Raw genomic sequence first — 26,327 nt, forward strand, 5'->3', positions numbered from 1 at the left:
CTTTATTCATTCGGGGCTCGGGATGGCAGATTTATCAATCGGTGCGGCGCCAGGCGGCGTTGAGACCATTCAATCCAGCTATATGGCACAAGTTCACAAGCGCAGGCTTTATGGCGGGCTGACGCTGCTGATCTTTGTGGTCCTGATGGTATCAGGTTTCAACATTGCGGATTCCCGAAACGCGGGTGGGTTCTGGGACGGATTGCATCAGATCGGTGATTACCCGGCGGATGTGCTGTCTGAAGCTTGGGAAAAGCGGGCCGATCTGCCTGGCCTGATCGTGAAGTACATCCCTGCACTGGTTGAGACGGTGAACATTGCCGCAGTTTCCACGTTGATCGGGGCCATCGGTGGTCTGATCCTGTCGCTTCTTGGCACACGCGGGCTGGCGAAATGGCCGGGTCTAATCCCGGTCTTCCGGCGTATCTCGGATGTTATGCGCGCAGTGCCGGAAATCGTTATCGCGCTTGTGCTGATCTTTGTCCTTGGCGGCGGGCCGGTGCCGGCGATGATCGCCATCTCAATCCACACCGCTGGGGCGCTTGGCAAAATGTTCTCGGAAGTGTCCGAAAACGCGGATCTGAAACCGGTTGAGGGGTTGGCTTCGACCGGGGCGACTTGGTCGAAACAGATGATGCTGGGTATCCTGCCACAGGTCGCGCCAAACTATATCAGCTACACGTTGCTGCGATTTGAGATCAATATTCGCGCTTCTGCCATCCTGGGCTTCGTCGGCGCGGGAGGGTTGGGTTACGAACTGCGCAATGCCATGGCTTGGGGTCCGGGTCGTTTTGACGAGGCCGGCGCGATTTTCATCCTGCTATTCAGCACCATCGTATTCTTCGATCAGGTGTCCAGCCGCTACCGCAACCGTCTGACCGAAGGGCAGGGCCAATGACCACAATTGATTGGAACTTCGGGCTGGACGGGGCCAAGCTTGACGCCGAAAAGCTATTTCAGCGTAAACGATTGATCGGTTTTAGCATCCCTGTCGTGATCCTCGTTTATCTCACCTACATCTTCTTTGCCTTCGACCTGCCGGGCCTTGCGCAACGTGCCAATCTGGACAACGCCGTTACACTGGCTTCAGATAGCTGGTCACACAAAGTGCATGTCACACGCAATAATCAGAGCGGTGAAGTGACCTATGCTGTTGAGGGCGAGCGTAAGGGCACTTATCCCGAGGGTAAACGTCCCGACTGGGTATCGGGTGAAGAGGTGACGACGATCGATCTGGGCCGCAATCATATCGTGCGGTTCCTGTCTGACAACCGGACCGAGATTGAAATACCCGACTTCCAGCTGATCGAAGTGCAGGCCAAGGGACGCCGCCTGACGACAAATCTGCCCTCTGAACTGCCCGACTGGATTTCCGCATCTGAACGGCGTGTTGGCGTCACAACGCCTGAGGGCCGGATCACCATGACGGGCGCTCGGACTGAAGTGTTCAACTATTTCCCGGGTTGGGAGCTGTTCTGGTTCACGCTTGACAGTCCCTACCACGGCCATGGGATTGGAGAGATCCTGTTTGGCGCGCAGATCGATCCAAGCCGTTCGAATATCGCAGGCGCAATCTCTGACTGGTGGAACAACGCGATGTGGCGGCATAAGGATGTGGCCTGGGCCATCGGAGAAACGATCCTGATGGCATTTCTGGGTACGATGGGTGCCGCGATGATCGCGCTGCCATTGGCCTTTCTCGCCGCCAAACGGTTTTCGCCGATCATGTTGCTTCGCGCCGCAACGCGCCGTCTTTTCGACTTTGTGCGCGGTGTGGACGCATTGATCTGGACTGTGGTTCTGGCTCGGGCCTTTGGCCCCGGACCATTGACCGGCGCGTTGGCGATTCTGATTACCGACACGGGCACGTTTGGCAAAATCTTCTCGGAGGCGTTGGAAAACGTTGATCAGAAACAGATCGAGGGGGTGTCCTCGACCGGGGCTAAACCGCTACAGCGATACCGGTTCGGGGTGATCCCGCAGGTTGTTCCCGTGCTGCTGGCCCAGATTCTATATTTCCTCGAGTCCAATACACGTTCGGCAACGATCATCGGTGCGATCACCGGTGGCGGCATCGGACTGATGCTGACGCAAGCCATCCAGACGCAGAAAGATTGGGAAGAGGTCGCCTATTACATTGTCCTGATCATCATCATGGTGATGTTCATGGATTGGGCCTCGGGCTGGTTGCGCGGCAAGCTGATCGGGCGGAAAGACTGATGGCGCGGCTTTCAGCGGAACAGCCCTGCATTCACCCCGAATGTGAGATTACCGAAAGCACGTTCGGGGCCTATGTTGAAATCGGCAAGGGCAGTCGCGTCGTACATACAAAAATGGGCGACTACAGCTATTGCGATCGTTATGCCGACATCGCCAACGCGAAGGTCGGTAAGTTCGCCAACATCGCCGCGTTTTCGCGGATCGGCGCGACTGATCACCCGCTGCACACGGCGTCCTGTCACCATTTCCTGTATCGCTCGAACGATTATTGGGACGATGCGGATCGGGACGAGGTGTTTTTCAGTCACCGCAAATCCCGAATTGTCCATATCGGGAACGATACATGGATTGGCGCAGGCGCGATGATAAAGCCCGAGGTCACACTGGGTGACGGGGCTGTTGTGGCTGCGGGTGCCTTGGTGACGAAGGATGTAGACCCCTACACAATTGTTGCCGGTACACCTGCAAGACCCTTGCGACTGCGTCAGCCACGACACATCGCCGATCGGTTGATCGCATTGGCCTGGTGGAATTGGTCTCATGACAAGTTGCGGTTGGCGCTCGACGATTTCCGTGCTCTGACGGCTGATGCGTTTCTGGAGAAATACGAGCCTTAACTCTCAAGGGTCAGTGTCACCCGATCTCCAACAAACCAGGTTCGGCCAAATTCAACCGGTTGTCCCTTTTCGTCCACATTCACCCCGGATGATCTAAGCAGCGGATCACCTTCTGAAACCTGCAGATGTAGCGCTTGGGTGGCCGTTGCGCGCGTGGCCCTCAGACGGGTTGAGGCCCGAGTATAGTCAGTGACGCCCGACCTGTTTAATGCCTCGGTAACGCTGCTGGTCTCTTGCAGCGCAGCAGTGATGCCAGGCAGGCGCTCAAGGGGAAACATGCTTTCAAACACGGCAATCGGGTGCCCGTCCGCCAATGAGAGGCCGTGATACGCACAGATCTGATCACCGGGTGAAACGGTCAGTGCGGTGGCCTCGCCCTCGGTCGCTGCCCGTTCTTCAACATGAAGCACCCTCTTTTCTGGTCTGCGACCAGCAGCGATGAGGTTTTCATGGAACCGCACCCGCGAGCCGATGGGGTAATCGGTGGGCGTGGCTGCCACAAAAGCGCCCGCGCCCCGGCGCGTTCGGATTAGGCCCTCATCCACAAGGGCCGAGATGCCGTGACGCACCGTATGGCGGTTCACACCGAACCGCTCTGCCAGTGCCGCTTCGGTTGGCAGCTTATCACCCGGGCCATAGCGCCCTTCGGCCATATCGCTGCGAAGTGCGTCGGCAATGGCCTTCCAGATCGGGGTTTTGGTGGGAGTGTCACGCAAGTTTCACAAAATTCCTCTGTCTGACGGCGGCAAATATGATAAGATGTGTATAGTTGTATAGTATATGGAAAAGTTGTCGAGATGAAAGACACTTTTGATGAAAACGCGGACCGGAAGGCTTGGATGAGCCTGCTGGCCAAAGCGCCGGAGGGGCGCGTGGCCGCACTGTTGGATGCAGCGATGCCTCGCCCCGGCTTCACATGGCTGCGTGCTCCTGAGATTGGCAGCACCATGGTTCGGGCTCGCGCAGGTGGGACTGGTGCGCCGTTCAATCTGGGCGAAATGACGGTAACACGCTGTGCGCTGACTCTGGGGGCGGGCGAAGTCGGACATGCCTATATACAAGGCCGTCGGAAAGAAGATGCCGAAGTCGCCGCGCTGGTTGATGCACTGATGCAGACAGATGTGTCTGATCTGTTGCGCACAAAAGTGCTGACCCCTTTGCGAGATGAGCTGACCAATGCAAAGGCCGCGCGTGCCGCCAAAGCCGCAGCCACTAAGGTTGATTTCTTCACCATGGTACGAGGAGAGGATTGATGCAGTCAGAAGCCCTGATCGGCGGTTTCAAGAATCCCGCGATCCAATCTGCCCACGCCTTTCGCAGCGTGATGGAAGCAATGGCGCGTCCCGGTACCGTGCAAGAGATTTCTGGCGCAGTTCCTCCGGCCCCAATGTCACCAGCAGCAGGTGCGGTGTTGTTGACGCTTTGCGACACTGAGACGCCCGTTTATCTGGCAGGTGCGCTAGATTGCGACGCCGTACGCAGCTGGCTTGCATTCCACACCGGCGCACCGCTGACCGGCCCGTCGCATTGTATGTTTGCCATTGGTGCGTGGTTGGATCTGGAACCATTGAACGCATACCCGATCGGGACGTCTGAATATCCGGATCGTTCTGCCACGTTGATCGTGGAATGCCCCGAACTCATCGCTTCAGGGGCGACGCTGACAGGTCCGGGAATCAAGGATAAAGCCGCGCTTTCATTGCCCGAGCTTGAGGCGTTTCAGCATAATCAGACGCTATATCCACTGGGGCTCGACTTCATCTTCACGAATAGCAGCCGCCTAGCGGCTTTGCCAAGAACGACCGAGGTGTCCTGATGTATGTCGCAGTAAAAGGCGGTGAGCGCGCGATTGAGAACGCCCACGCTTGGCTTGCCGAAGAACGCCGCGGTGATACCGATGTGGCGGAACTGAGCATCGCGCAAATCCGCGAACAGCTTAGCCTGGCGGTCAATCGGGTTATGGCCGAAGGCTCGTTGTTCGATCCTGATCTGGCCGCGCTTGCGATCAAGCAGGCGCGCGGCGATCTGATCGAGGCCATCTTCTTAATCCGCGCCTATCGAACCACGTTGCCACGCTTTGGCGCATCCGAGCCTGTTGATACCGGGGCAATGGCTTGTGACCGGCGCATTTCGGCAACCTTCAAGGACTTGCCGGGCGGGCAGGTGCTTGGGCCGACCTTCGACTATACTCATCGCTTACTGGATTTCAAACTGGCCGCTGATGGTGAGGTGCCCAAAGCCCCAGCGCGCGAAGCTGAACTGGGTGATGTGCCGCATGTCACGGACTTCCTCAATCGCGAAGGCCTGATCGAGGAAGCGCCGCATGACGATACGCCGCCACCTGATCTGACCCGCGAGCCGCTTGAAATGCCCGCCGATCGCGCCCTGCGCCTTCAGGCGCTGACCCGCGCGGATGAAGGTTTCACCCTCGGTCTGGCGTATTCCACACAGCGCGGATACGCGCGCAATCACGCCTTTGTTGGAGAGCTTCGGATCGGGTCCGTTCCGGTGGAAATGGAGATCCCTGAGCTCGGCTTTGCCATCGAAATCGGTGAAGTCGTTCTGACCGAATGTGAAACGGTTAACCAGTTCAAGGGCTCCAAAACCGAGCCGCCGCAATTCACCCGAGGTTATGGGCTTGTGTTTGGTCAGACTGAGCGCAAAGCGATCTCGATGGCTCTGGTCGACCGCGCACTTCGGTGGGAGGAACTGGGTGAGGACAATGTCGGCGCACCTGCTCAGGATGCCGAGTTTGTCCTCTATCACGCGGACAACATACAGGCGACGGGGTTTCTAGAGCATATCAAGCTGCCGCATTACGTCGATTTCCAGTCTGAACTGGAACTGGTGCGCAAACTACGCCGCGAAGCAGGTGCTGATCAAGCGCAGGAGGCTGCGGAATGAACGCCTATAACTTTGCTTATCTGGACGAGCAGACCAAGCGTATGATTCGCCGTGCAATCCTGAAAGGCCTGGCGATCCCGGGCTATCAGGTGCCGTTTGCCTCGCGCGAAATGCCCATGCCGTATGGCTGGGGTACGGGCGGTGTGCAGGTCTCGGCCGCTGTGTTGACCCCGGATGACACGTTCAAGGTGATCGATCAGGGCTCGGACGATACCACAAACGCGGTCTCGATCCGCACCTTCTTTGAGCGCACTGCGGGGGTTGAAACAACCACAACGACAAGCGACGCCTCCGTGATTCAGACTCGCCACCGGATTCCCGAGGAGCCGCTGCAAGAAGGTCAGATCCTTGTCTATCAGGTGCCTATCCCCGAGCCGTTGCGCTTTCTCGAACCACGAGAGAGCGAAACCCGCAAGATGCACAGCCTTGAGGAATACGGGCTGATGCATGTGAAGCTGTACGAAGATATCAGTCGTCACGGGCATATCGCGACGTCGTATGCTTACCCGGTGAAGGTCGAAGGCCGCTATGTGATGGACCCGTCGCCAATCCCGAAATTCGATAACCCAAAGCTTGGTGATATGGCTGCGATCCAGCTGTTCGGAGCTGGGCGTGAACAACGGATCTACGCGCTGCCACCCTACACGCAGGTTGTCTCACTGGATTTTGAGGATCATCCGTTTGAGGCGTCCAAGGCCGAACAAGCCTGCGGCTTGTGCGGTGCCGAGGACAGCTATCTGGACGAGGTAATCATCGATGACGCGGGTGGGCGGATGTTCGTTTGCTCGGATACCGATTATTGCGAGGCGCGCCAGGCGGCGGGTCACAAAGGAAAGGACGCCGCATGACACCTTTGCTGTCTGTTCGGGACATCACAAAGCGCTATGGCCCAAATATTGGCTGTGCCGATGTGTCATTCGACCTCTATCCTGGTGAGGTCATGGGGATCGTTGGCGAAAGCGGGTCAGGTAAGTCGACACTGCTGAATTGCATGGCCGGGCATCTGACCCCGGATGCCGGAGAGGTTGTGTTCGACACCCGCGCAAAAGGTCCGCAGGACACGGTAACGATGTCCGAGCCCGAGCGCCGGATGCTGAGCCGCACCGATTGGGCCTTTGTCCACCAACATGCACGCGACGGGTTGCGCATGGGCGTCAGTGCCGGTGGGAATGTAGGTGAACGGCTGATGGCCGTTGGAGAGCGTCACTATGGCGACATACGTGACAAGGCCACGGATTGGCTGCAACGAGTGGAGATCGATGCCTCCCGTGTGGATGATCGCCCGACGACCTTTTCGGGTGGGATGCAGCAGCGCCTGCAGATTGCACGAAACCTCGTGACCGGTCCTCGGCTGGTGTTCATGGATGAGCCAACGGGCGGTCTGGACGTGTCCGTTCAGGCGCGGTTGCTTGACTTGTTGCGTGGGTTAGTTCGCGACATGGGCTTGTCGGCGATCATCGTCACGCATGATCTGGCCGTGGTGCGCCTGCTGGCAGATCGGTTGATGGTGATGAAATCGGGCGGCGTGGTCGAGGCAGGCCTGACCGATCAAGTGCTGGATGACCCGCAACACGCTTATAGCCAACTTCTTGTCAGTTCCGTTTTGCAGGTGTGAGCAATGATTGAGCTTAACAACGTCTCAAAGACTTTCACTCTCCATAATCAAGGTGCGGCCGTGATCGAGGTGCTGAGCGATGTATCCTTCTCGGTCTCTCCGGGCGAATGCGTAGCGCTGACGGGCGCGTCTGGAGCGGGCAAGTCCACCCTCATGCGTATGATCTATGGCAACTATCTGGCCCGAAGCGGAGAAATTCGCATCGGTGATGTGGATATCGTGCAGGCAGAGCCTCGGACAGTTATCGCCCTGCGCCGCGAGGTTCTGGGTTATGTCAGCCAGTTTCTCCGCGTGGTTCCGCGCGTGCCCACCGTCGATGTCGTGGCCGAGCCCTTGCGGGCTGTGGGCATTTCCGCTGCTGACGCGAAGGCGCGGGCTGAAGCTTTGTTGCGGCAACTGAACATTCCCGAGCGGCTCTGGACCCTTTCACCGACTACCTTCTCGGGTGGTGAACAGCAGCGTGTCAACATCGCACGCGGGTTCGCCCATACCTATCCCGCGATGCTGTTGGATGAGCCGACTGCCAGTCTGGATGCGGCCAATCGCGAGGTTGTTCTAAGGCTCATCGAAGAGGCAAAGGCGCGTGGTACTGCAATCATCGGCATTTTCCATGACGAAGCGGCTAGGGCGCGCGTTTGTGATCGCGAAATCGACGCCAGTCAGTTTTCACCCGAGGTCGCGGCATGACCCGGGGTCGCCTCATCGCTGTGGTTGGCCCGTCGGGGGCTGGCAAAGACAGTGTGATGCTAGGGCTTTGTGACTTGTTGCCCGATTTGCATTTGGTGCGCCGCGTCATCACCCGGGCACCAGAGTTGGGCGGGGAAGACTATGACGCCGTCGAAATCGCCGAATTTGAAGAAATGGCAGCGAATGGTGCCTTTGCGGTGCATTGGGTTGCTCATGGGCTTTGCTACGGGATACCGGTTGCCGTCAAAGATCGGCTGAGTGATGGCGCAGACTGTCTGGCAAATTTCTCGCGCAAAGCTCTGCTCGAGGCCGCAGAAAATTTCCCGCGCTTCATTGTCCTGAATATCACGGCGAAGCCGGAAACTCTTGCACGGCGTTTGGCGACTCGCGGCCGAGAAAGCGATAGCGAGATTGCAAATCGGCTTGCTCAGGCAGAAAAACCCTTGCCCGATGGGTTGGACGTTATCACCATTTCCAACGATGGCCCACTGACCGAGACGGTTGCGCGCGCCGCAGGGGTCCTTCAACCAGCGAGCGCGTACCGATGAATAAGCTCGAAACGCCCATCAATGCGCTCGCCGCACAAGGCAATTTGGTCGATGACGAAGGGCTCGGGCAAGGCTGGCAAATGGCGGCGCAGCGCCTCGGTCCATACAGGAATATCACCATTCGGCAGCCGACCTGTCAGCGTCATGTGAAACCGAAACTCGTCCATCACATAGGGATAACCCCACTCGATCAACAGTGCGTCCTGACGTTGGCTCAGCCTTGCACCGCGCCGCCGCTCAAGTTCAGCCTCGTTGGTTGGGGCGCGAAACGGGTCAAGCTCACGTACACAGGCCGCAGCAATTCTTTGCAAGCCGCTAACATCGCCCTGTGGGGTCAAGGCGAGAAACCGGCCCAGCCTCGTCAGATTCAGCCCTTCACAGCTCGAAGGCGCCAGGCCAGCGGCCATCTCAGACGCCGCCGCTTTCAGGGCTTCAAGCGAATAACCTCCGGCCAGTTGAAAGGGTGGTTTCAGCGTTCCGTGAAAGCCGTATTTGCGCGGTGTCATCGTAACGTCATGCAAATCGGGCAGATCGGGCTGAGGCACCTCGCAGCCCTGCACGACATCCCATCCCAGCCAGCGCGCGCCGAACTGTTCCAATGGTCCTTCGGGCGGCACGTAGTAGATTGCAAATCGAGAGTATGACATGAATTCCCCTTTTCCCGCGCCCTCTTTGGCAAAGGCTTGTGACAGCGATATGTCAGATAATCTGTGCCTTGCGAATGCCCAGCTTGTTATGCCCGATCGGGTAGTAACCGGTTCGGTGACAATCGAACAGGGCGTCATTTCCGAGATCACCGAAGGGGATCATGTTCCGACCGGCGCAGTCGATTGTGCAGGTGATTACATCCTTCCGGGACTGGTCGAGCTGCACACCGACAATATCGAACGTCATATCGAGCCTCGCCCGGAAGTGGACTGGCCTCATCTTCCGGCCCTGATCGCGCATGATAGCGAGCTGGCCTCGACCGGAATCACAACCGTGTTCGACGCCATGCGAGTAGGTTCCATTCACAGCGGCAAGGGCCGTTACATCGATTATGCCCGCAAACTGGCGGACGAACTGTTGTCGGCGCGCGCCGCAGGCTATTTCAAGATCAGCCATTTCCTTCACCTGCGGGCCGAGATCTGCTCGGAGACACTGCTTGAGGAATTGGCGACCTTCGGGCCGGAAGACAGGGTTGGCATTGTCAGTCTGATGGACCACACGCCGGGTCAACGCCAATTCAGCGATCTGAGTGCATTGAAGACCTATGTCGCCAAAAAGCGCGGTATGACCGACGCCGATTTCGTTGCACATGTCGAGAACCTGCGTGGTCTGCAGCAGCGTTTCGGAGAAAAGCACGAAGCCGGTGCAGTGATCGAGGCCGCCCGTCTTGGCGCCGCGCTTGCCAGCCATGACGATACCACGGCGCAGCATGTCGAAAAATCGTCCGAAAATGGTGTGGCTTTCGCCGAGTTCCCAACCACGTTCGAGGCGGCCGAGGCCTGCCGTACCCGCAACATCGCCGTCATGATGGGTGCCCCGAATCTGATCCGTGGCGGCTCGCATTCCGGCAATGTCGCGGCTGAAGATCTTGCAAAGGCCGATCTTCTGGAAATTGTGTCTTCCGACTATGTGCCCTCTGCGCTACTGCTGTCGGCTTTTCACCTTGCCAGTGTTTGGGACGACCTGCCTCGTGCTGTGGCCACGGTTACACGTAATCCTGCAATGGCTGTCGGTCTTGATGACCGTGGCATCCTGAATGTTGGCCTGCGTGGTGATGTACTGCGTGTGCGTCGCATGGGTCAAACACCAGTTTTGCGCGGTGTCTGGAGCCAGGGCAACAAGGTTGGATGAGTTGTGATTGGTTGAATCGCACTTGCCAAACAGAACATGGCTGGCGGTCGAAAGCTCGCGGATTACCAGATGGGATCCGCGCCCTTGCTCCGCTTGATTTTTCTGGACCCGCATCTTGATAATCTGATGTCGTGCCAGAACATTAAACTCGTAAAGAATATGGTTACTTTTTTACCGCACTTTCTCCTGTAACGCAAAATGCGGGCAGCAAGTTCCACGATTAACTGACTGGAAATTTGTTGCTTATCTCAGAGTTGAAATCAGGAGCTTTGGCGGGATGAGGGCATGGTTGTCGGTTGTGATAGCCACTATTATTTTGGCGGGCTGCAGTCAGGATTTACAGGGAACCAAGTCCTTTGATCCCGGGGCGACACCAGCCCTCGCCCCCTTATCGGGGGGGAATAATCTGAAGGGAAATGTCGCACGCACTGAATTCGCTGAGTTGGTGCGAAGGTCTGTTGCGACATCGCCCACCACCGCAGCCGGAGCCGCCAGCGTTCTGGCTTCGAAATCCCGCATTGATGCCGAGCAAGGCGCGTTCCTGCCGCAGATCGAGGCCGAGACATCCCTGACGTCCGATGGGGATACAGTACCGATCCTGCGGCTTAGCCAGATCATCTATGATGGTGGCAAAGTCTCGGGTCGTGTGGGTTTGCGTCAGATTGAAGCCCGGCAGACCTGGTTAAACGAATTGTCAGAGCTGAGCGCGCTGAGCTTCGAGGCCATCGAAACCATAATTGATCTGGATCGAAATCGCCGCCTCGAAGAACAAGCCCAGCAGAATCTGGATCGTACGGACGTTTTGGTCAGCGACCTCCAGTCCCGTTTTGATGCCGGGGCGGGGTCGGTGGCGGATTTGCTGGCGGGGCATGGGCGGAAGTCTAATGCCGAGACAGAATTAGCGCAGGCTCAGACGGATGTGGAACTGGCGACGGCAACATGGGTCGAAGTCTTCGGAACGCGACCCGGTGCTATTCCGACCATCCCCCCCGCACCCATTCTGGCAGCGGCCACCTCACAGCAAATGGTTGCACGCAGCCCGCGTCTGCGTACTCAGGTCGCCTTCAGTCAAGTGCGTGCGCAAGAGGTTGTGGTTGCTGAACGAGCGACCCGCCCAACGCTCTCTGCGATTCTTGAGACAGATTTCGACCAGGGCAGTATCGACGACGGTGTGCAGGCCCGATTGGGTGTAACGGTCCCGATTTACCAAGGGGGATCGGCGCGCGCCAATGTCGAAACCGCAAGGGCGAATCTTCAACAAAGCCAGGCTGATGAAGAAGAATTGCGGCGCGAGTTACAACGTAGTCTCTCCCAGGCCTTGGAAGAGACCAATTCAATCCAGCGACGGCTCGCCACGGCCCGGCGCGCTGTCGAGATCAATGAGCAAGCGCTGGATGCAGCTCGTGGACAGTTTGATATCGGGCGCAGCACGCTGGTACAGATATTGGATGCGTTGCGCGAGTTGAATCTTGCGCAGGTTCGGGTGATCCAGCTTGAGGCTCAGGCACGTCGTGCAGAATATGCCGTGCTGGCGGTCACGGGCGATATCCTGGACGCGTTGGGTGTTGCACAGCCGACCGATCCAACCTTGTGATATCCGTCGTGAACCCGACTGCGACTAACCCGCTGAATACGCACCTCCGACTTCTGACAGAGCATTTGGGTCTTGGGTTGTCCGAGGTGGATATCTTTCGGGTGTTCTAGGGCAATGAAGTCGCCTAGGCGGTCAGCGCAGTGGAAGCGGTGGGCTACAGTCAGGTTTTGGGAAAGCGCGGTTACTGAAACTGGACCTGAACTTGTTTCTGGTCCTGGCGTTTGCCCCAGATGTTCAACCTTTAGTGGTTCTGGATCGAGAAGACACCGACGCTTTCTTGCGATCGATGCCAGCAGCGGACTCAGCGAACCTCAGATCTGGCGGCGACAGGAAACACGACTGCGCAAGACGCGCTGGATATTGCGCGCATAATGCTCGCGCCGCTGGAGCGAGAATCGTTTAGGCCGCAAGGTCATCGGTTTTGGTCCGCGTTCAGCGATCTGCGCGGGGTCTACATTCAGATCCTATTGGCCGCGATGGTGACAAGCGTGCTTGGGCTGGTGACGTCGCGGTTCACCATGGTCGTTCATGACCCCATTCTGCCAAACGAAGTGGTTGATAGCTTGTTGGCTCTGGTCGTCGGGGTTGGCCTTGCACTGTTGTTCGATTTCCTGATCAAGAACCTGCGGACACGGTTCATCGATACAGCGGGAAAACGGGCGGACCTGAAGATCACCGAGCGGCTGTTCAATCAGTTGATGGCGCTTATAATGAAAGCCCGGGGCGGGCAGAATGGACGCATGGCCTCGATCCTTCGGGATTTAAAGGTCGTGAGGGATTTCTTTACGTCTGCCTCGCTGGTTGCTTTGGTCGATCTGCCCTTCCCTTTCGTATTCGTGGCGTGATCTAGGCCATTGGCAGGCCGCGACAGGCGATTGCGATCGCGTCGCGCGCGAGACTTGAGGCTCAGATATCCGGACAAGAATTTGATCTTCCCGACCGTACAGGTGTGGAGGCGGCGTTTCTGGAGGAATAGATTGGCGTGACCCAACCTCTGGTCGAGCGCGGCATCGAAAGTTCGCTGGCGATGATTGACTTGCGCCGGCAGCTTAGCCGCCAAATTGGGCAGCTTAGAGAGGCCGGTAGCCGAATACTGATGACTTTGTCGGAGCGAAGAGCGGAAAACTCTGTCAGATTTCAGCCTGGCCGGAACCAACTCCCAACCAGGCTGTTGATTGAGTCAAAGGCACTCAGACAGTGTTTTGGCCAGATTGCGGATGAGTTGCGGGTACAGATTTACTCCGGGTTCCAGATCAGATCCCAGCGGGTCCATGATGCCGGTTTTGGCTTCGGTGCCGTCGAGAACGGTTGCGACAATTCCGGGGTTGAACTGGGGTTCAGCCATGACACAATCCACACCTTCGTCGCGGATACGCCCCTGAATTTCGGCGATCCTTGCCGGGCTTGGATCGGTCGCATCGCTGAGGGAAATTGCACCCGAGGCCGGGAAGCCAAAGGCATCTTCGAAATATTGATAGGCATCGTGGAACACGATGAAGCTGCCACCTTTGACCGGCGCCAGCGTTTCGGCCACTTCCGCTGACAAAGCAGCCATTTCTTCACGCGCAGCTGCCGCATTTGCAAAATAAGCACCTGCGTTGTCTGGGTCAGCCGAAGAAAGCTGCGCCGCGATCGTTTTCAGCCAGATTTCTGCGTTGACCGGAGAGAGCCAGGCGTGCGGATCATGTTCGCCATGCGCGTGGCCCTCATGGTCGTCATGTCCGGCGTGGTCCTCATGATCATCGTGGTCATGCTCATCCGCATGCTCTTCGTCATGATTATGATCATCATGCTCTTTGTCCTCGGCATGATCCTCGTGATCGTTGTCATCGTCTTTTGCATGATCGTCGTGGTCGTCGTGATCATGACCATCATCCTCAGCATGGTCGTGATCGTCATGATCGTCATCCCCATGATCTTCGTCGTCGCCATGGTCATGCGCTTCGAACAAAGCACTTTCACGGAAATCGAGCAGAACCGTTCCGTCCGACTCAAGCAACGCCGTAACAGTCGCCCCGTCGCTGAGCGTCTCGACTGCGCCTTCCATCCACGGGGTCAGGTCCTCGCCAATCCAGAATACCAGATCTGCCTCTTGCAGTGCGGCTGCTTCTGACGGACGAAGGTTATATTCGTGTGGCGAGGCACCGGGCTGCACTATCAATTCAGGCGTTCCTACCCCCTCCATCACCCGGGCCACGAGTGAGTGAACGGGTGCGATGTCAACCGCAACCTTGGGTGCATCCGCCATGGCGGTTCCGCCCATCAATGCAGCGGTAATCGATAGTGGGAGCAGCTTTCTGGACATCAGACCCTCTGTGTGATTTTATAACGTTACGAGCGGCATATATGATATGGTATAACATGACAAGTGAGATGCACCCCATTTCGGTTGGTGAAGATGCGCCGGTAGGATTTCAGGAGCATGATCACAAGAATTGCGTCGAAACGGCGTTGGCCACAGCGGATGCACGGTGCAGGGAAGAAGGGTTGCGGCTAACCCCTGTGCGGCGAAAAGTTCTTGAAATGCTGTTGCAAGACCACAAGTCGCTCGGGGCATACGCTATTCTGGACCGTTTGCGCGAAGCCGGTTTTGGCTCTCAGCCGCCGGTGGCTTATCGCGCGCTTGATTTTCTTGTCCAGAACGGGTTCGTCCACAAGATCGAACGTTTGAACGCCTTTGTGGCCTGTTCTCATCCAGGAGCGTCGCATTCCCCGGCTTTCATGATCTGTAGAAAGTGCGATGCTGTTGCCGAGGCCCAGTCGGCGCCATCCAAAGGCGTCCTCGGCGCAGCTGCGCGCGCGGCGGGTTTCGAAATCGAGCGAACCGTTGTAGAAGCCGAGGGACTCTGCCCAGACTGCACCGAAAAGGCGTAGACATGACCCTGATCACCGTTGAGAACCTCAGCGTGCGTTATGGCGCGAATACCGTTCTGCGCCATGTCGGCATGACGATCGAGGCTGGTGAAATCGTGACGATCGTTGGTCCAAACGGATCGGGAAAGACCAGCCTGTTGCGTGCCGTCATTGGCGCGACCAAGCCTGCAGAAGGTAAGGTTACGCTGAAGCCTGGGCTAAAAATCGGGTATGTCCCCCAAAAACTGCACATTGATCCGACCCTGCCGATATCAGTCGAAAGATTCATGCGTCTGACGGATCGTGTCTCTAGGCTTCAATGTACAGAAGCGCTTGAAACTGCTGGGGTGCCGGATCTGCTAAAGCGCCAAATGTCGCAATTGTCAGGCGGACAGTTTCAGCGCGTCTTGCTGGCGCGGGCGTTGATCAATCGGCCCGACGTTCTGCTTTTGGACGAAGCCACTCAGGGTCTCGACCAACCGGGGTCTGCGGCGTTTTATCGTCAGATCGAGGAGGTCCGGCGTGAAACCGGATGCGCCATACTGATGATCAGCCATGAATTGCACGTGGTCATGAGCGCGTCGGACAGGGTGATCTGCCTCAATGGTCATGTATGCTGCCAAGGGTCCCCCGCAGTCGTAGCTTCGGCCCCGGAATATCGGGCCCTGTTCGGAACGGGTACCGGAGGCGCACTGGCCCTCTATCGCCATGATCACGACCATGATCACGATCACGGTCACTGTGAAACCTCTCAGGAAGCCGCAGAATAATGCTGGATGATTTCATGACGCGCGCGACGCTTGCAGGTGTTGGCGTTGCTTTTGCTGCGGCACCACTGGGGTGTTTTGTTGTCTGGCGTCGAATGGCCTATTTCGGGGATGCCACCGCCCATGCGGCAATCCTGGGTGTCGCTTTGTCGCTGACGTTTCAGCTGTCCATCTTTACTGGGGCGCTAGCTGTTGCGCTTGCAATGGCACTTACCGTGACACTGTTGTCCGGACGTGGCTACGCGATGGATACACTGCTGGGTGTTCTAGCACATTCTGCACTTGCCTTCGGTCTAGTCGCCGTATCGTTCCTGTCCGGTGTTCGCATCGACCTGATGGCCTATCTCTTCGGTGATATTCTGGCCGTGTCACGCACCGATCTGGTTGTGATCTGGGGGGGCGCAGCGCTTGTCGTGGCCCTGATCGTATGGCGCTGGTCGCAGCTTTTGACGGCGACCATGAATGAAGAGTTGGCCTATGCCAGCGGCTTTGACCCCAAGCGAGAGCAGTTGATCCTGACGCTGTCTCTGGCAGTTACAGTGGCCGTGGCGATAAAGGTCGTAGGTGTTCTTTTGATTGCTGCAATGCTGATCATCCCGGCGGCGGCTGCGCGCAGTCTGGCCAGATCACCGGAAGCGATGGCTTTGATTGCGGCGGCGATTGGTGCATTTTCCGCAATCGCCGGGCTACGGGCTGCTTACATATTTGATACGCCTGCAGGGCCATCCATTGTTTGTGTTGCTGCAGTAGTGTTTGCGTGTTTCAGCCTGATCGGATGGCAAACGCGGCGTGGAACCTAGGGCATCTGCAAAGATCAATGCGGTCGCGTCGACACGGTCACGAATTCAATTTCGTCTGACAGGATGTCCCGCACCCCATGTGGGAGCTTGGCGTCGAAGCTGAGCGTGTCACCTTCTGAAATCTCGAACTCTTCGGTCCCACAGCCATAGATGGCGCTGCCTTCAATCATGTAGATGAAGACGTAGCCTTCGTGCTGATAGTTAGGCAACTTGCGTTGGTCTTGTTTTGAGATGCGGATGCGTGCGGATTGGAATGACCCGCTAGGCCCGCTGTGTTTGCCGAGCAGTAGATAGTCATGGGCATGGTCTGGTGTGATACGCCGCGACGGCAATCCGGTTCCCGCCTGAACGTGATGCACATCCGAGGTCGTGTCGGTATGGCTGAACATCGCCATCAGAGAGACAGATAGTGCATCTGCCAACGCGTGTAAGGTACTAAGGGACGGCGACACATGACCATTTTCGATTCGGCTGATCATGGGCGCGGAAACCTTTGACTGCGCAGCAAGTTCGGTCACCGTGAGCTGACGTTCCTGTCGCAAACGCTGCAGGGTTCGCCCGATCTCAAGTTCTGGTTCTGTTTTCTTGTCCTGCATCGGGCCGCTTTGACATTCCTTCTTCCAGTTAAAGTAGCTGTGGCCTGAATTGCAGGATAGTAAAAGTGTGTTCTGACAAAAAACAAGCTTAGCTGAGCGATTGGCGCAAAACTGCGCCAATGCGATGAAGGCAGCGGTGTTTTGAACTTATTTTCCTTTCCAGACCGGATCACGCTTTTCAGCGAAGGCTTTTGCGCCTTCAAGCTGATCCTCGCTGGAATAGAGGATATCGACGGTGCGCAGCTGGCGCTTGGTGATGCGGTTCATGGCGTCCTGAAATTTGCTGTCTTCAGCTTCGCGCACGACCTCTTTGATCGCAGCATAAACCAGCGGAGGACCCGAGGCGAGCAGACGCGCCAATTCCCAGGCACGATCCATCAGTTGATCGGCAGGCAGGACTTCATTGACCAAGCCCCAACGCTGACCTTCTTCGGCATCGAACCAGCGTCCAGTCAGCAATAGCTCCATCGCGATGTGGTAGGGAATGCGTTTGGGTAGCTTGACGCTCGCCGCATCTGCAACGGTTCCGGATCGAATCTCAGGCAGGGCAAAAGTTGCGTGTTCAGCGGCCAGGATCATATCGGCTGAAATCGCAAGCTCGAGCCCGCCACCACAGGCAATACCATTGATGGCCGCGATGACCGGTTTGTTCAGATCGCGTAACTCCTGCAAACCGCCAAAGCCACCGACACCATAATCTCCATCTACGGCATCGCCTTCGGCGGCTGCCTTCAGGTCCCAGCCAGGGCAAAAGAATTTGTCACCTGCTCCGGTCAAGATCGCGACGCGCAGTTCGGGATCATCGCGAAACTCGGCAAATACCTGCCCCATGATGCGGCTGGTTGCCAGATCGATCGCATTGGCTTTTGGCCGATCCAGCGTCACTTCGAGAATTGCGCCGTCACGGCGGGTCTTGATCGGGTCCATTTCTCAGGCCTTTCTGATAAGCGCATCCACCGCCACCGCCCGGGTGGGCGTGCAGAGAAGCGGGTTGATTTCGACCTCGCCGAGCGTTTCGGCATTTTGCATTACATAGTCTTGAACGGCCTGAATGGCGGCAACGATTTCATCCATATCAGCCGCTGGTTGGCCGCGATAGCCTGCCAGCAATGACGCGATCTTTAGTTCGCCGAGAGCAGCGCGAATACTGTCGGATGTTGCCGGGACCAGAAGAGAGGTGGTATCGCGCAATATTTCGGTCAAGACACCACCGGCCCCTATTGTCAGCACAAAGCCATGGGCAGGGTCCCGCACCACACCGACGAGGATTTCAGCCACCGCACCTGTGATCATCTCTTCGATCAGAATCTCATCAGTTCCAATATCCGCTGCCACACCTGTCACATCGGCAGCCTGAACCCTCAATCGTACAGCGGAATGTTCGGACTTGTGGGCAAGGCCGACGCCTTTGACAGCAAATGGCGCTTCCATTTCTTGCGCCGCGCTGAGGGCTTCCTTTGCGCCACGAACGGACCTGTTCCGAGGGATGCGCAAACCATGGGCAGCCAGAGCTTGCTTGGCCTCGGCTTCGAACAGCGTATGCGTGACATCAGACGTACCCGGCAAGCAGACTGGCGCGCTTGCAGGTGCGGCGACCTGACCCGCCGCGCGCGTGGCAGAAAGGGCTTCGCGGAGACCCATGAAGGGTACCACACCGGCCTCCATTAGGGTTTGTGCTACATCTTCAGGTAGCAATTCGGGCAGGGTAGAAACCACGGCAAAACGCGCACCCGTATCTGCCCGCACTTTTTGTGCTGTACGCGTGGCGGCGGCCCAATCCGTCGGGTCGGTGGTCGGGTAATCAACGATCGTGAATGTCAGATCTATGTCGTCGCCAGTCATTCCGGCCCAAGCGTTCGCCATCGCCTCTTCATCGCGCCAGATATAGGTGTGGTAATCGAGTGGATTGCTTAGTGCGACCATCGGACCAAGCGCATCGCGCAATCGAGTTTGCTTATCTCTGGACAGTCCTGGAAATCTGAGGCCAGTGCCGATCGCTATATCTGCGATCAGGCTGGCCTCGCCGCCCGAGCAGCTGATCGAAGCAATGTTGCCCCCCGGCAAAGGCCCATAACAATGCAACAATTTCAGGGTTTCCAGAAACTCGGGCAGCGAGGACAGGCGCGGGATGCCCAGCCGGTTTAGCAAAGCCTGCGCACCCGCATCGCTCCCAGCCAGTGAGGCGGTATGAGAAACTGTTGCTGCCTGCGCCTGTTCGGATGCGCCCACCTTAAGTGCGATCAGAGGCACGCCTTTCCGATGTGCCTTGGCAGCAAGGGCCTCCCATTCGCGGATATCCTTGAAACCCTCGATATGTAAACCGACGGCAGTGACCCGTGGATCATCGATCAGCGACATGGCGATCTCAGCCTGACTGGTCTGCGCCATGTTCCCGCAAGTCACCATATAGGCAATCGGCAGAGCTCGTTTCTGCATAGTCAGGTTGATCGAGATGTTGGAGCTCTGGGTCAGAATGGCAACGCCTCGATCTACCCGAGCGGCTCCATGCTGATCGGGCCACAATAGCGCACCATCAAGCGCATTGATAAAGCCATAGCAGTTTGGCCCAAGAATAGGCATGCTGCCTGCTGCATTGATCAACTCTGATTGCAGATCTCCTCCTGCCTGATCCTCGGCTGCAGCTTCCGAGAAGCCAGAGGCAAAGCAAACTGCGCCGCCGCTGCCCATGTCTGACAGAACCTGAACGGCCTCAACGGTGGCGTGACGGTTGATGCCAACAAAGGCCGCGTCCGGGGACGATGGCAGGTCCTCAATCCGTGCGTAGGCCTTGTGCCCGGCAATTTCATCCGCCTTGGGATGGACAGGCCAGATTTTCCCTGCGTAGCCCATGCGTTCCGACTGCAGGATAACCTGCTGGCACCACGCACCGCCGCCGATCACCGCGATGGATTCCGGGCGTAGAAGACGGGAGATATCCTTGCTCATTCGGGCCTCAGGCACCCAGAGGCCGCAGCAGATCACGACTGATGATATGCCGCTGGATTTCGCTCGTACCATCCCAGATACGTTCTACGCGCGCATCCCGCCAGAACCGTTCGATCGGGAAGTCGTCCATCAGACCCATGCCACCATAGATTTGCAGCGTCGTATCCGTGACCTTAGCCAGCATTTCCGAAGCATAAAGCTTGGCCGAGGCGATCTCGCGGTTTGAGGGCAAGTCCTGATCCAGACGCCATGCGGCCGCGAGCGTCAGCCAGTCAGCAGCGTCGATCTCGGTGATCATGTCGGCGATCTGAAAGCCGACACCCTGAAACTTGCCGATCGGCTGGCCGAATTGCTTGCGCTCAGCCGCGTAGTTCAGTGCGTAATCAAAACAGCGCCGCGCGCGCCCGACCGAAAAAGCAGCAACAGTCAGGCGCGTTGCATAGAGCCACTCGTTCATCACGGCGAAACCGCCATCGACCTCGCCCAAAACCTGTGCGTCGGGCAAACGGCAATTGTCAAAATACAGGATATAGTTCTTATAGCCTTTGTGGCTGACTGAATTATACCCCTCGCGCACTTCAAAACCCGGCGTACCACGATCTACGAGGAATGTAGTGATCCGCTTTTTAGGGCCTTTCGGAGTTTCATCTACACCTGTTGCGATGAATACGATGAAGAAATCCGCGTGCTCCGCGCCCGAGATGAAGTGTTTCGAACCGTGGACGACCCAGTCACCGCCATCGCGAACGGCCTGACATTTCATGCCCCGAACATCTGACCCCGCGTCAGGTTCGGTCATAGCCAGAGCATCCATCTTTTCGCCACGCACGGCAGGCAACAAATAGCGTTCACGCTGGTCGGCGTTGCAGGCCATCAGGATATTCTGCGGGCGACCGAAGAAATGGGTCAATGCCATCGAACCTCGGCCGAGCTCGCGTTCGACAAGAGTGAAATCAAGATGCGAGAGACCTGCGCCACCGACTTCTTCGGGGAAGTTACAGGCATAAAATCCCAGTTCGATGCATTTCCGCTTGATTTCTTCGCCCAGCTCATGTGGCACCTGTCCGGTGCGCTCGACCTCAGCTTCGTGGGGGTAAATCTCGTTCTCAACAAAGCTCCGCACTGTTGAGACGATCATTTCTTGTTCTTCGGTTAAGCCAAATTGCATGACGCGTTCCCCTGATGTCTGATTGGCGATGAAACGTAATTGCCTGACACGATGACATGCAGTAATCGTACGATATCATGCCGAGTTAGAAAAATTTGACACAGATATATAACTTTTTGCTGTTCAACGGGTTCTCGAACCTTTGCCTCGCCAACATGGTCGAGCCTCTGCGCGCGGCGAACACTTTGGCGGGGCAGGATCTCTATGCCTGGCAGTTCTATTCACCCCATGGTGCGCCTGTCCAAAGTTCCAGCGGGTTGCAGGTCGCGCCGCATGGAGCGATGGGGATCGAGGCTGGTTATGCTTTGGTTGTCATGCCGTCTTATGGGTATCTGGAACACTCGGTTCCCGATACTCATCGCGCTTTGTGCAGGGCCGCAACCCGTCATCGCAATTTGGCTGGTCTGGACACAGGGAGTTGGTTGCTCGCGCGTGCGGGACTGTTGGAAGGGCATCGCGCGACCATTCACTGGGATGAACTTTCCCGGTTCGAAGAAACTTTTACCGATGTCGAGGTCGTGCAGGAACGTTTTGTGATCGACCGGAACCGGATCACCTGTTCGGGCGCGATGGCTGCTTATGATCTGGCGACTGCGCTGATTCTTGCGGATCACGGGCCGCTGTTGTCGATGGAGGTGGCGCATCTTCTGATGAACCGTGGTGAACCAAGTGCTGCTTCAACACAGATGAAATCCGAAGACAGGCTGGTGAACCGGGTGCTGGGCGTCATGCAGGGCACGTTGGATGCGCCAGTAATGATAAAGGATATCGCTCGTCAGCTCGGGTGCTCTCAAAAGAAGATTGAGACCCGGGTTTTGTCCGAGCTGGGTGTAACACCGCAGGCGCTCTATCGTCGCCTGCGTCTGAATTTGGCGCGTAAACTTGCGGTCGAGACCCAGCAGTCCGTGGCCGAGATCGCCAGCCGCTGCGGGTATGAGAACCCAAGCGCAATGACGCGGGCGTTCCGGATGCAATTCGGGCAGACACCAACTGCCTATCGAAACGGGGAGTAACTTTGGGATTAGCCTCGCACGCGTGAGAGGTCCGGGTCATACGGGGACGGCGCAATCACCTCGGCCGCGATCAATTCTCCGCACAGGTCAAGTTGCATTCGGCTGCCGGGTTCGGAAAATTCCGGATTCACAAAGCCGTAAGCAAGGTTTAGCCCTGTTCTGTGGCCCCAGTCACCTGACGTGATTGTGCCAATAACCATGTCGTCCAACATCAGGGAGGCTCCACCATGCGCCGGTGCTTTGGTTGTATCGATTTTCAGGCTTACCAGTTTCTTTTGAGGCCCGTTCTCAAGGCGTCTCTGCAACGCGTTTCGGCCAATGAAATCGCCTTTGGTCAGTTTCACAAACCGATCCAAACCGGTCTCAAACGGGTCGAACTCTGTGAGCAGATCGGCTTTCCAGTGCAAGAACCCTTTCTCCATCCGCATGGACTCGACGGCGCGAGCACCAAATAATTTCAAGTCATGCGTCTCGCCAGCTTTTCTGAGCGCCAGATAGGCCGCGTATAGTGAGGCGTTCGGGACATGTATCTCGTAGGCCGGTTCCCCTGAGAAGCTGATATTCAATACAGTTGCTGGCGCGAACCCGACAAAGCACTCGTGAACTGACAGCCAGGGAAAAGCTTCTCGCGACCAGTCTCCTCGAGCACAAGCGGACAGCACGTCGCGCGATTTGGGTCCGGCCAGCACTAATATTGTCTGATCATTGGTGAGTGAGCGGATTTGCACATCTTCGCCATCATGCAGATGCGCCTTTAGCCAGTCCATATCATGGTATTCGCTGGCGGCGGCGGACCCGTACCAGACCCGTGCCGGGCCGCGATCACTCGCGGGAAGGTTGGCGATGGTGGCCTCGGCTTTGACCATCCCGTGGTGGTTCAGCAGATAACCAAGGCCGACCCGCCCGTCGCGTTTTGTCACCGCGCCGCACATCATCCGATCCAGAAACCGATGCCGATCGGTTCCAGTGATTTCCAGCCGGTTGAAGCCGTTCACTTCGGCCAGTCCGACATTTTCTTGAAGGTTTCTGATTTCCGCTGCCACGACGTCAAAGGTCTCATCAAAACTGAAACTCAGCGTTGGGTGAAAATCTGGTGCAGGCTTGATGTAGTCGACCCGCTCCCAACCGTTGACCACTGTAAATTCAGCCCCTTCTGCTGCGAGGATCGGGGTCAGCGGTGTGGTTTTGGCGGGGCGACCGGCAGGCCGGTGTTCGTGCGGGAAATGAAAGCGGAATTCATTCTGGTAATCTTCGATGGCTTTCAGCGCGGTCAGCTCCACATTTGTGTGGCCGGTAAACCGACGCGGATCAAGGCACCACGTTTCATAGCAGGCCTCGCCGTGAACGATCTGTTGGGCCAGCAGCCAGCCGTGGCCTCCTCCTTCACCTAGACCTGCGCGTAGGCCGATGATGCAGAAAGCATTGCGCTTTCCTGGGATTGGCCCGACCAAAGGTGCACCGTCAATTGTGTAGGTGATCGGACCATTCACCACTGTATGAATGCCGACATCCATCAGTGCAGGCATGCGTGCGAAGGCACCTTCCAGCACATCCGTCACGCGGTCCAGATCGTCAGGGCACAGCGCGTTCACAAAATTCGGATCGATCCCGTCCATGCCCCAGGTTTTGCAATCCTGCTCGTAGAAGCCGACCAGCAAGCCGTTCTTCTCCTGCCGACAATAATAGTCGCTGATCGGACAGCGCAGCAGGGGCATCCGATGGCCTGCGTCGCGGATCGTTGCGATTTCTTCTGTCAGAAAATACTGATGCTCCATCGAAGCGACAGGGTGGTGCACGCCCATCATCGCGCCCACTTCGTTTACCCGATAACCACAAGCATTAACTACGATATCGCAGTCAATATTGCCGTGTTCCGTGTGAACCGTCCAGGTATCGTCCTTGTGCTGTGTCAGTCCTGTGACCGGAGTATTGCGATACACCTCGGCCCCGGCTTTGCGCGCACGGCGTGCCAGAGCTTGGCACAGTTGAGCCGGATCGATGTCGCCATCTAGCGGATCCCATAGCCCACCGAGAAGGTTGTCGGTGGAAATCAACGGGTGCCGGCGGGCGCATTCCTCTGCATCTATGACCTCGAAATGCACATCCATTCCGCGCGCCATAGACGCAAAATGGTGGTACCCCTGCATCTGCTCAGGCGTATTTGCAAGCCGGATGCCACCGTCACCGTGATGGTAGTTGATAGGATAGTCTGGATCCTCGGCCAGTTCCTTGTACAGGTTGATCGAGTGGGTCTTCAGACCAACCATGGTCTGGTTCATGCCAAAATTGGTCACCTGCGCGGCCGAATGCCAAGTTGTGCCGCTGGTCAACTCATCGCGCTCGACCAGCACCACATCGGTCCAACCTTCACGGGTCAAGTGATACAGAGTCGAGCAGCCGGCGATACCGCCGCCAATGACGACCACTTTAGTGCGCGATTTCATCAAGGACCCTCCGGTAAGTAGTCTTTTGGGGATTAGCCTGTTCTGTCAGTTGGTTCACAAGCGGTTGGATATTGTTACGTAAAAAATCGAAAATAAAAGCTCATTAACTCGTAGTAATTCGAATGCGGTTGAAATTGGCTTTAGACGTTTAGTTGAATTGATCAACCTGATGCGGTTGGAGGATCACAAATGGCTGCGCCGCAGGCGAAAAGGTCCGGTCGAAAAGGACGTATCGAACAGCGGGCTGAAAAGCCTGCGCTCGACCCCTGTCCACCAGGTCAACCGGGAGGCGCTTACAAACCCTTGACTGGGGTTGAGCTTGAGCGGATTTACAACACAGCTCTGGATCTTCTTGAGAAGCTGGGGATCGGCGAGGTGCCGGATCGTTTGCGTTCTGATTTGTTGGCGGTTGGGGCGCAAGATAGCGGGGAGGGGAGGATACTTTTTTCGCCTCAACTTGTGGAACAGGCGATTGATCAGGCCGCCAAGACCTTCGTTCTGCACGGGCGTGATCCAGCCCGATCCATCGAAGTTGGCGGTAATCGCGTCTATTTCGGAACCGGAGGGGCGGCGGTTCAGACGCTTGATCTGCGCAGTGGTCACTATCGGCCTTCGACCTTGCAGGACTTGCATGATTTCACGCGTCTTCAGGATGTCTTGCCAAATGTCAGCTGGTTCACCCGCTGTTGCGTTGCAACCGATCTGGAGGAAACCTTCGATCTGGATGTGAACACCGTCTACGCGCTGTTGAAGAATACCTCCAAGCCCACCGCGACGTCTTTTACATTGGCGCAGCACGTTGCGCCAATTGTTGAGATATTGGATATCGCAGCCGGGGGACCCGGTGAATTCGCAAAACGCCCGTTCATGAAAGCACATATAAGCCCGGTGATCTCGCCGATGCGCTACGGTGAAGACGCGGTGGATGTGGTCTACGCCTGCATCGAACACAATATTCCGATTTCTTGCATCACCGCTGCTCAGGCCGGCGCGACTGCACCGGCGACCTTGGCTGGTTTTCTGGCGCAGTCATTGGCAGAAACCCTTGCGAGTCTGGTAATGGTCCACGCGATCCAGCCCGGGTTTCCTATGGTCTTTTCGAATTGGCCACTGGTGATTGACCTTCGGACCGGCGCGTTCTCAGGTGGCAGCGGAGAGACGGCTGTCCTGAATGCAGCATCAGCACAATTATCAAATTGGCTTGGGCTGCCTTCAGGCGTGGCCTGTTCGATGTCTGATGCCAAGGCGATCGACGCTCAATACGGGATGGAAAAGGGACTGACCTCAATGGCGGCGGCGCTGGCAGGTGGTAATCTGATCTATGAAAGCTCAGGCATGACGGCCTCGTTGCTGGGTGCAAGTTTTGAGGCGTTCGTGTTGGATGATGAGATGCACTCGTACACCTACCGCGCTTTGAGGGGGATAGAGGTGACACACGAGAATCTGGGCTTTGACGCAATCTGCGAAGCAGTTCTGGGCGAGGGCCATTTTCTGGGTGGTCAGCATACTTTTGCGGCCATGGAACGGGATTACTTTTATCCCTCACTCGCAGACAGGGATGAGCCCCGGACTTGGGCAGAAAACGGAGCGCAAGATGCCTGGAGCCGCGCGCGACATCGGGCTCAAGAAATTTTGCAGACCCATACGCCAAGATACCTGTCAGACGAACAGGATCGGCAAATCCGAGATCGCTTCAACATTCTTTGAAAGCTGATC

At 57.0% G+C, this 26,327-nt stretch carries 26 protein-coding genes; 18 read left to right on the forward strand and 8 right to left on the reverse strand.

The window, feature by feature from the left end; translation table 11 throughout:
• Positions 1–22: 22 nt before the first annotated feature.
• From phnE (ACRZ9U_RS10830) to ACRZ9U_RS10840, 3 genes are read left to right on the forward strand one after another with little or no spacing between them, the layout of a single operon-like run.
• Positions 23–898, forward strand: coding sequence for a phosphonate ABC transporter, permease protein PhnE (gene phnE / locus ACRZ9U_RS10830; protein WP_170407651.1), 876 nt, complete (start codon positions 23–25; stop codon positions 896–898).
• Positions 895–2,220 carry a phosphonate ABC transporter, permease protein PhnE gene (gene phnE / locus ACRZ9U_RS10835; RefSeq protein WP_170407654.1) on the forward strand — a complete coding sequence of 442 codons (1,326 nt, stop codon included), beginning with the start codon at positions 895–897 and terminating at the stop codon, positions 2,218–2,220. The genes phnE (ACRZ9U_RS10830) and phnE (ACRZ9U_RS10835) overlap by 4 nt, the downstream gene beginning before the upstream one ends.
• Positions 2,220–2,837 (forward strand): DapH/DapD/GlmU-related protein, encoded by a 618-nt coding sequence (locus tag ACRZ9U_RS10840; RefSeq protein ID WP_170407658.1) that lies wholly within the window; start codon positions 2,220–2,222, stop codon positions 2,835–2,837. The genes phnE (ACRZ9U_RS10835) and ACRZ9U_RS10840 overlap by 1 nt, the downstream gene beginning before the upstream one ends.
• Here ACRZ9U_RS10840 and phnF read toward each other — a convergent pair.
• Positions 2,834–3,553 carry a phosphonate metabolism transcriptional regulator PhnF gene (gene phnF / locus ACRZ9U_RS10845; protein WP_170407661.1) on the reverse strand — a complete coding sequence of 240 codons (720 nt, stop codon included), beginning with the start codon at positions 3,551–3,553 and terminating at the stop codon, positions 2,834–2,836. The genes ACRZ9U_RS10840 and phnF overlap by 4 nt on opposite strands.
• Positions 3,554–3,634: 81 nt before the next feature.
• Here phnF and phnG point away from each other — a divergent pair, with 81 nt between their 5' ends.
• Genes phnG through phnN form a run of 7 tightly spaced genes read left to right on the forward strand, consistent with a single transcriptional unit; the run spans position 3,635 to position 8,591 of the window.
• Positions 3,635–4,090, forward strand: a complete 456-nt coding sequence (gene phnG, locus ACRZ9U_RS10850; protein WP_170394307.1) for a phosphonate C-P lyase system protein PhnG — start codon at positions 3,635–3,637, stop codon at positions 4,088–4,090.
• Positions 4,090–4,653: a phosphonate C-P lyase system protein PhnH gene (phnH, locus tag ACRZ9U_RS10855; RefSeq protein WP_170407664.1), complete on the forward strand. Its 564-nt coding sequence runs from the start codon at positions 4,090–4,092 to the stop codon at positions 4,651–4,653. Before phnG ends, phnH begins: the two co-directional genes overlap by 1 nt.
• The gene (locus ACRZ9U_RS10860; protein ID WP_170407667.1) at positions 4,653–5,741 is read left to right on the forward strand and encodes a carbon-phosphorus lyase complex subunit PhnI; all 1,089 of its coding nucleotides are present in this window, start codon (positions 4,653–4,655) and stop codon (positions 5,739–5,741) included. The genes phnH and ACRZ9U_RS10860 overlap by 1 nt, the downstream gene beginning before the upstream one ends.
• A complete protein-coding gene (locus ACRZ9U_RS10865; RefSeq protein ID WP_170407670.1) occupies positions 5,738–6,589 on the forward strand; it encodes an alpha-D-ribose 1-methylphosphonate 5-phosphate C-P-lyase PhnJ in 852 nt (283 codons plus the stop codon). The genes ACRZ9U_RS10860 and ACRZ9U_RS10865 overlap by 4 nt, the downstream gene beginning before the upstream one ends.
• On the forward strand, positions 6,586–7,356 hold the full coding sequence (gene phnK, locus ACRZ9U_RS10870) for a phosphonate C-P lyase system protein PhnK (RefSeq protein ID WP_170407671.1): 771 nt from the start codon (positions 6,586–6,588) through the stop codon (positions 7,354–7,356). Before ACRZ9U_RS10865 ends, phnK begins: the two co-directional genes overlap by 4 nt.
• Before the next feature lie 3 nt (positions 7,357–7,359).
• Positions 7,360–8,043, forward strand: coding sequence for a phosphonate C-P lyase system protein PhnL (gene phnL, locus ACRZ9U_RS10875; protein WP_170407674.1), 684 nt, complete (start codon positions 7,360–7,362; stop codon positions 8,041–8,043).
• Positions 8,040–8,591, forward strand: coding sequence for a phosphonate metabolism protein/1,5-bisphosphokinase (PRPP-forming) PhnN (phnN, locus tag ACRZ9U_RS10880; RefSeq protein WP_170407677.1), 552 nt, complete (start codon positions 8,040–8,042; stop codon positions 8,589–8,591). Before phnL ends, phnN begins: the two co-directional genes overlap by 4 nt.
• On the opposite strand, the gene ACRZ9U_RS10885 is transcribed toward phnN, so the two are convergent.
• The gene (locus tag ACRZ9U_RS10885; protein WP_170407679.1) at positions 8,567–9,238 is read right to left on the reverse strand and encodes a DUF1045 domain-containing protein; all 672 of its coding nucleotides are present in this window, start codon (positions 9,236–9,238) and stop codon (positions 8,567–8,569) included. The genes phnN and ACRZ9U_RS10885 overlap by 25 nt on opposite strands.
• Between ACRZ9U_RS10885 and ACRZ9U_RS10890 the strand changes: the two genes are divergently transcribed.
• From ACRZ9U_RS10890 to ACRZ9U_RS10900, 3 genes are all read left to right on the forward strand, one after another.
• Positions 9,237–10,430, forward strand: coding sequence for an alpha-D-ribose 1-methylphosphonate 5-triphosphate diphosphatase (locus ACRZ9U_RS10890; RefSeq protein ID WP_480706272.1), 1,194 nt, complete (start codon positions 9,237–9,239; stop codon positions 10,428–10,430). The genes ACRZ9U_RS10885 and ACRZ9U_RS10890 overlap by 2 nt on opposite strands.
• Positions 10,431–10,875: 445 nt before the next feature.
• Positions 10,876–12,024, forward strand: a complete 1,149-nt coding sequence (locus ACRZ9U_RS10895) for a TolC family protein (protein ID WP_170407685.1) — start codon at positions 10,876–10,878, stop codon at positions 12,022–12,024.
• Positions 12,025–12,395: 371 nt separating this feature from the next.
• Positions 12,396–12,869 (forward strand): 6TM ABC transporter family protein, encoded by a 474-nt coding sequence (locus ACRZ9U_RS10900; RefSeq protein ID WP_170407687.1) that lies wholly within the window; start codon positions 12,396–12,398, stop codon positions 12,867–12,869.
• A 335-nt stretch (positions 12,870–13,204) separates the two neighbouring features.
• Here ACRZ9U_RS10900 and ACRZ9U_RS10905 read toward each other — a convergent pair whose 3' ends face one another.
• Entirely contained in the window at positions 13,205–14,329 is a 1,125-nt protein-coding gene (locus ACRZ9U_RS10905; protein ID WP_170407690.1) for a metal ABC transporter solute-binding protein, Zn/Mn family, read from the reverse strand.
• Positions 14,330–14,385: 56 nt separating this feature from the next.
• Here ACRZ9U_RS10905 and ACRZ9U_RS10910 point away from each other — a divergent pair, with 56 nt between their 5' ends.
• From ACRZ9U_RS10910 to ACRZ9U_RS10920, 3 genes are read left to right on the forward strand one after another with little or no spacing between them, the layout of a single operon-like run.
• Positions 14,386–14,898 carry a Fur family transcriptional regulator gene (locus tag ACRZ9U_RS10910; RefSeq protein ID WP_170407694.1) on the forward strand — a complete coding sequence of 171 codons (513 nt, stop codon included), beginning with the start codon at positions 14,386–14,388 and terminating at the stop codon, positions 14,896–14,898.
• A gap of 2 nt (positions 14,899–14,900) precedes the next feature.
• Complete coding sequence (locus tag ACRZ9U_RS10915) at positions 14,901–15,647, forward strand: metal ABC transporter ATP-binding protein (RefSeq protein WP_170407697.1); 747 nt, start codon at positions 14,901–14,903, stop codon at positions 15,645–15,647.
• A complete protein-coding gene (locus ACRZ9U_RS10920; protein ID WP_170407700.1) occupies positions 15,647–16,444 on the forward strand; it encodes a metal ABC transporter permease in 798 nt (265 codons plus the stop codon). Before ACRZ9U_RS10915 ends, ACRZ9U_RS10920 begins: the two co-directional genes overlap by 1 nt.
• A gap of 14 nt (positions 16,445–16,458) precedes the next feature.
• Here the strand turns inward: ACRZ9U_RS10920 and ACRZ9U_RS10925 are convergent, their stop codons facing one another.
• The 4 genes from ACRZ9U_RS10925 to ACRZ9U_RS10940 all read right to left on the reverse strand — a co-directional run bounded on the left by ACRZ9U_RS10925 (position 16,459) and on the right by ACRZ9U_RS10940 (position 21,154).
• Positions 16,459–17,040, reverse strand: a complete 582-nt coding sequence (locus ACRZ9U_RS10925; protein ID WP_170407703.1) for an XRE family transcriptional regulator — start codon at positions 17,038–17,040, stop codon at positions 16,459–16,461.
• Positions 17,041–17,187: 147 nt separating this feature from the next.
• Positions 17,188–17,967, reverse strand: coding sequence for a carnitinyl-CoA dehydratase (locus tag ACRZ9U_RS10930; protein ID WP_170407705.1), 780 nt, complete (start codon positions 17,965–17,967; stop codon positions 17,188–17,190).
• A gap of 3 nt (positions 17,968–17,970) precedes the next feature.
• Entirely contained in the window at positions 17,971–19,986 is a 2,016-nt protein-coding gene (locus tag ACRZ9U_RS10935) for an acetate--CoA ligase family protein (protein ID WP_480901821.1), read from the reverse strand.
• Positions 19,987–19,993: 7 nt separating this feature from the next.
• Complete coding sequence (locus ACRZ9U_RS10940) at positions 19,994–21,154, reverse strand: acyl-CoA dehydrogenase family protein (RefSeq protein ID WP_170407710.1); 1,161 nt, start codon at positions 21,152–21,154, stop codon at positions 19,994–19,996.
• 95 nt (positions 21,155–21,249) lie between these two features.
• Between ACRZ9U_RS10940 and ACRZ9U_RS10945 the strand changes: the two genes are divergently transcribed.
• A complete protein-coding gene (locus ACRZ9U_RS10945; RefSeq protein ID WP_170407712.1) occupies positions 21,250–22,167 on the forward strand; it encodes a GlxA family transcriptional regulator in 918 nt (305 codons plus the stop codon).
• A gap of 8 nt (positions 22,168–22,175) precedes the next feature.
• Here the strand turns inward: ACRZ9U_RS10945 and ACRZ9U_RS10950 are convergent, their stop codons facing one another.
• Positions 22,176–24,611: a GcvT family protein gene (locus tag ACRZ9U_RS10950; protein ID WP_170407715.1), complete on the reverse strand. Its 2,436-nt coding sequence runs from the start codon at positions 24,609–24,611 to the stop codon at positions 22,176–22,178.
• Between the two features lie 189 nt (positions 24,612–24,800).
• On the opposite strand from ACRZ9U_RS10950, the gene ACRZ9U_RS10955 reads away from it, so the two are divergent.
• The gene (locus tag ACRZ9U_RS10955; RefSeq protein ID WP_170407718.1) at positions 24,801–26,318 is read left to right on the forward strand and encodes a trimethylamine methyltransferase family protein; all 1,518 of its coding nucleotides are present in this window, start codon (positions 24,801–24,803) and stop codon (positions 26,316–26,318) included.
• Positions 26,319–26,327: the final 9 nt, after the last annotated feature.

The organism is Ruegeria sp. D7 (assembly GCF_056534355.1).